The sequence below is a fragment of the Sediminibacterium soli genome (genome assembly GCF_009939225.1).
Lineage (GTDB): Bacteria > Bacteroidota > Bacteroidia > Chitinophagales > Chitinophagaceae > Sediminibacterium > Sediminibacterium soli.
On record NZ_JAACJR010000011.1, the window covers coordinates 1 to 6465 of the forward strand.

Consider the following 6465-nt stretch of genomic DNA (forward strand, 5'->3'; position numbering starts at 1 on the left):
TAATATTAGCCGTAGTCGCAGTGATCGTGTTTACACCAGCGATGTTGGTGAGATTAGCGTTAGCTGCGCTTACTGTACCTGCATCAACTGTCCCAGTTACAGAGAGATTATTCAGACCAGTCAGGTTAGAAGTACTTACCGTACCTGCTGATACCGTGTTCGTCACCGACAAATTACTCAGCTGACCAACCTGCGTAATGCCCGCCTGAGTACCATTTGACAGACTGCCACTGAATGTGCCGCCCTGGATCGTACCGCTCACACTTAAGTTGCTTAATTGACCCAGGTTCGTGATATTGGCATTCGTGATATTAGCCGTTGTGGCTGTGATCGTGTTTACACCAGCGATGTTGGTGAGGTTAGCGTTAATAATATTAGCTGCAGTAGCGGTAATCGTATTTACACCGGCGATATTGGTGAGATTCGCATTCGTGGCGCTTACGGTACCTGCGTCAACCGTTCCGGTTACAGACAGATTGTTCAGACCCGTAAGGTTTGACGTGCTTACTGTTCCTGCCGACACTGTGTTCGTAACAGATAAATTAGTTAATTGACCGACTTGCGTAATACCAGCTTGGGTGCCATTTGACAGACTGCCGCTAAACGTTCCGCCCTGGATGGTACCGCTTACGCTTAAGTTAGCCAGCTGACCAAGGTTAGTGATGTTCGCGTTTGTAATATTAGCCGTAGTTGCAGTGATCGTATTTACTCCTGCAATGTTGGTGAGGTTAGCATTAGTAGCACTTACGGTACCTGCGTCAACCGTTCCGGTTACAGACAGATTGTTCAATCCCGTCAGATTCGACGTACTCACTGTTCCGGCTGATACCGTGTTAGTCACTGATAAATTGCTCAATTGGCCAACCTGCGTAATGCCGGCTTGCGTACCGTTTGACAAACTGCCGCTGAACGTTCCGCCCTGGATGGTACCGCTTACACTTAAGTTACCAAGTTGGCCCAGATTCGTGATGTTGGCATTCGTAATATTAGCCGTTGTTGCAGTGATCGTATTTACACCGGCAATATTGGTGAGGTTAGCGTTTGTCGCACTTACTGTTCCTGCATCAACAGTTCCGGTTACAGAGAGATTGTTTAGACCGGTCAGGTTGGAAGTACTTACCGTGCCTGCCGATACTGTGCTAGTCACCGACAGGTTGCTCAATTGACCAACTTGTGTGATACCAGCTTGTGTGCCGTTTGACAAACTGCCGCTGAACGTGCCGCCCTGGATTGTACCACTCACACTTAAGTTGCTTAACTGACCCAGGTTCGTGATGTTGGCGTTAGTAATATTAGCCGTAGTCGCAGTGATCGTGTTTATACCAGCGATGTTGGTGAGGCTCGCATTTGTTGCACTTACTGTTCCTGCGTCAACCGTTCCGGTTACAGACAGATTATTTAGGCCAGTCAGGTTAGAAGTACTTACCGTACCCGCTGATACCGTATTTGAAACAGATAAATTGCTTAATTGGCCAACCTGCGTGATACCAGCCTGTGTACCGTTTGATAAACTACCGCTGAATGATCCGCCCTGAATCGTACCACTTACACTTAAATTACCCAGCTGACCAAGGTTCGTGATGTTCGCGTTGGTGATATTAGCCGTAGTTGCAGTGATCGTATTTACTCCTGCAATGTTGGTGAGGTTAGCATTTGTAGCACTTACAGTTCCCGCATCAACAGTTCCGGTTACAGACAGATTGTTCAATCCAGTCAGATTGGACGTGCTTACTGTTCCGGCTGATACGGTGTTCGTCACAGATAAATTGCTTAATTGGCCAACCTGTGTAATACCAGCTTGTGTGCCGTTTGACAAACTACCACTGAACGTGCCGCCCTGGATTGTTCCGCTTACACTTAAGTTAGCTAACTGACCCAGGTTCGTGATGTTCGCGTTGGTGATATTAGCTGTTGTAGCGGTGATCGTATTTATGCCAGCAATGTTCGTGATGTTCGCGTTTGTAATATTAGCCGTAGTAGCGGTGATCGTATTTACACCGGCGATATTCGTGAGGTTCGCATTTGTTGCACTTATTGTACCCGCATCAACCGTTCCGGTTACAGACAGATTGTTCAGACCCGTAAGGCTTGACGTACTTACTGTTCCGGCTGACACCGTGTTAGTTACTGAGAGGTTGCTCAATTGACCAACTTGCGTGATACCAGCTTGGGTGCCATTTGACAGACTACCACTGAATGTTCCGCCCTGGATTGTACCGCTTACACTTAAGTTACCAAGTTGGCCCAGATTCGTGATGTTGGCATTCGTGATATTAGCTGTAGTTGCAGTGATCGTATTTACTCCTGCAATATTGGTGAGATTAGCGTTAGCTGCGCTTACTGTACCTGCATCAACCGTCCCAGTTACAGAGAGATTGTTTAGACCGGTCAGGTTGGAAGTACTTACCGTACCCGCTGACACCGTATTCGTAACAGATAAATTGCTCAATTGGCCAACCTGCGTAATGCCGGCTTGCGTACCGTTTGACAAACTGCCGCTGAACGTGCCGCCCTGGATTGTTCCGCTTACGCTTAAGTTGTTTAATTGACCCAGGTTCGTGATATTGGCGTTAGTAATATTAGCCGTTGTAGCGGTGATCGTATTTACACCTGCGATATTGGTGAGGTTAGCATTCGTAGCGCTTACAGTACCTGCGTCAACCGTTCCGGTTACAGACAGATTGTTCAATCCCGTCAGATTCGACGTACTCACTGTTCCGGCTGAGACCGTGTTAGTCACTGATAAATTGCTCAATTGGCCAACCTGCGTAATGCCGGCTTGCGTACCGTTTGACAAACTGCCGCTGAACGTGCCGCCCTGGATTGTACCACTCACACTTAAGTTACCCAGTTGACCAAGGTTCGTGATGTTGGCATTCGTGATATTAGCCGTTGTGGCCGTGATCGTATTTACTCCTGCAATATTGGTGAGGTTAGCGTTTGTCGCACTTACTGTTCCTGCATCAACAGTTCCCGTTACAGAAAGATTGTTCAATCCAGTCAGGTTTGACGTGCTTACTGTACCCGCTGACACCGTATTTGTAACAGATAAATTAGTTAATTGACCGACTTGCGTAATACCAGCTTGCGTACCGTTTGACAAACTGCCACTGAACGTTCCGCCCTGGATTGTTCCACTCACACTTAAGTTAGCCAGCTGACCAAGGTTAGTGATGTTAGCATTCGTGATATTAGCCGTTGTGGCTGTGATCGTGTTTACTCCTGCAATGTTGGTGAGGTTAGCGTTAATAATATTAGCTGTAGTAGCGGTAATCGTATTTACACCGGCGATATTGGTGAGATTCGCATTCGTGGCGCTTACGGTACCTGCGTCAACCGTTCCGGTTACAGAGAGATTGTTCAATCCCGTCAGAGTCGACGTACTCACTGTTCCGGCTGATACCGTGTTTGTAACAGATAAATTGCTCAATTGGCCAACCTGTGTGATACCCGCCTGTGTACCGTTTGACAGACTGCCACTGAATGTGCCGCCCTGAATCGTACCACTTACACTTAAATTACCCAGCTGACCAAGGTTCGTGATGTTCGCGTTGGTGATATTAGCCGTAGTTGCAGTGATCGTATTTACTCCTGCAATGTTGGTGAGGTTAGCATTTGTAGCACTTACAGTTCCCGCATCAACAGTTCCGGTTACAGACAGATTGTTCAATCCAGTCAGATTGGACGTGCTTACTGTTCCGGCTGATACGGTGTTCGTCACAGATAAATTGCTTAATTGGCCAACCTGTGTAATACCAGCTTGTGTGCCGTTTGACAAACTACCACTGAACGTGCCGCCCTGGATTGTTCCGCTTACACTTAAGTTAGCTAACTGACCCAGGTTCGTGATGTTCGCGTTGGTGATATTAGCTGTTGTAGCGGTGATCGTATTTATGCCAGCAATGTTCGTGATGTTCGCGTTTGTAATATTAGCCGTTGTTGCAGTGATCGTATTTACACCGGCGATATTAGTAAGGTTCGCATTCGTTGCACTTACCGTACCCGCATCAACCGTTCCGGTTACAGACAGATTGTTCAGGCCAGTCAGATTCGACGTACTTACTGTTCCGGCTGACACCGTATTCGTAACAGATAAATTGCTTAATTGGCCAACCTGCGTGATACCAGCCTGTGTACCGTTTGACAGACTGCCACTGAATGTGCCGCCCTGAATCGTACCACTTACACTTAAATTACCCAGCTGACCAAGGTTCGTGATGTTCGCGTTGGTGATATTAGCTGTAGTTGCAGTGATCGTATTTACACCTGCGATGTTGGTGAGGTTCGCATTTGTTGCACTTATGGTACCCGCATCAACAGTTCCGGTTACAGACAGATTGTTCAATCCAGTCAGATTCGACGTATTCACTGTTCCTGCTGATACCGTGTTCGTCACTGATAAATTGCTCAATTGGCCAACCTGCGTGATACCAGCTTGCGTACCGTTTGACAAACTGCCACTGAATGTTCCGCCCTGGATTGTTCCACTCACACTTAAGTTGTTTAATTGACCCAGGTTCGTGATGTTCGCGTTAGTAATATTAGCCGTAGTCGCAGTGATCGTGTTTACACCGGCAATATTGGTGAGGTTCGCATTTGTTGCGCTTATTATTCCTGCGTCAACCGTTCCAGTTACAGACAGATTGTTCAATCCAGTCAGGTTTGACGTGCTTATTGTACCCGCTGACACCGTATTTGTAACAGACAAATTGCTCAGCTGACCAACCTGTGTAATACCAGCTTGTGTGCCGTTTGACAAACTGCCACTGAATGTTCCGCCCTGGATTGTTCCACTCACACTTAAGTTGTTTAATTGACCCAGGTTCGTGATGTTCGCGTTGGTGATATTAGCCGTAGTTGCGGTGATCGTATTTACTCCTGCAATGTTGGTGAGGTTAGCATTTGTTGCGCTTATGGTACCCGCATCAACAGTTCCGGTTACGGACAGATTATTTAGGCCAGTCAGGTTAGAAGTACTTACCGTACCTGCTGATACCGTGTTCGTCACCGACAAATTACTCAGCTGACCAACCTGCGTAATGCCCGCCTGAGTACCATTTGACAGACTGCCGCTGAATGTTCCGCCCTGGATTGTGCCGCTTACACTTAAGTTAGCTAACTGACCAAGGTTCGTGATGTTCGCATTCGTGATATTAGCGGTAGCGATATTACCGGTTGTTGCGCTGACGATCCCCGTATTCGTGGTGCCGGTAACGGTCAGGTTACTCAAAATGCCCACCTGTGTGATGCCGGCTTGTGTGCCGTTTGACAAGCTGCCGCTGAATGTTCCACCCTGGATTGTGCCACTTACACTTAAGTTACCAAGTTGGCCCAGATTCGTGATGTTGGCATTCGTAATATTAGCCGTTGTTGCAGTGATCGTATTTACACCGGCAATATTGGTGAGGTTAGCGTTTGTCGCACTTACTGTTCCTGCATCAACAGTTCCGGTTACAGAGAGATTGTTTAGACCGGTCAGGCTGGAAGTACTTACCGTGCCTGCCGATACTGTGCTAGTCACCGACAGGTTGCTCAATTGACCAACTTGTGTGATACCAGCTTGTGTGCCGTTTGACAAACTGCCGCTGAACGTTCCGCCCTGGATCGTGCCACTCACACTTAAGTTAGCCAGCTGACCAAGGTTAGTGATGTTGGCATTCGTGATATTAGCCGTAGTTGCAGTGATCGTATTTACTCCTGCAATGTTGGTGAGGTTAGCATTAGTAGCACTTACGGTACCTGCGTCAACCGTTCCGGTTACAGACAGATTGTTCAGGCCAGTCAGGTTTGACGTGCTTACTGTACCTGCCGACACTGTGTTCGTAACAGATAAATTAGTTAATTGTCCAACCTGCGTAATGCCGGCTTGCGTACCGTTTGACAAACTGCCGCTGAATGTTCCGCCCTGGATTGTTCCACTTACACTTAAGTTAGCTAACTGACCAAGGTTAGTGATGTTCGCATTCGTGATATTAGCAGTCGTAGCAGTGATCGTGCTTACACCTGCGATGTTGGTGAGGTTCGCATTTGTTGCACTTATTGTTCCTGCGTCAACCGTTCCAGTTACAGACAGATTATTCAGGCCAGTCAGGTTAGAAGTACTTACCGTGCCTGCCGATACTGTGCTAGTCACCGACAGGTTGCTCAATTGACCAACTTGTGTGATACCAGCCTGTGTGCCGTTTGACAAATTACCACTGAATGTTCCACCCTGGATTGTTCCACTCACACTTAAGTTGTTTAATTGACCCAGGTTCGTGATGTTGGCGTTAGTAATATTAGCCGTAGTCGCAGTGATCGTGTTTACACCAGCGATGTTGGTGAGGCTCGCATTTGTTGCACTTACGGTACCTGCGTCAACCGTTCCGGTTACAGACAGATTGTTCAGGCCAGTCAGATTCGACGTACTCACTGTTCCGGCTGATACCGTGTTAGTCACTGATAAATTGCTCAATTGACCAACCT

General features: G+C 47.4%; 1 protein-coding gene. It reads right to left on the minus strand.

The genetic code is table 11. The annotated features are described in order from the left end of the window. The coding region (locus tag GWC94_RS16325; RefSeq protein WP_161836432.1) for an S-layer family protein at positions 1 to 6412 on the minus strand (6412 nt) is incomplete at its 3' end. Positions 6413 to 6465: the final 53 nt, after the last annotated feature.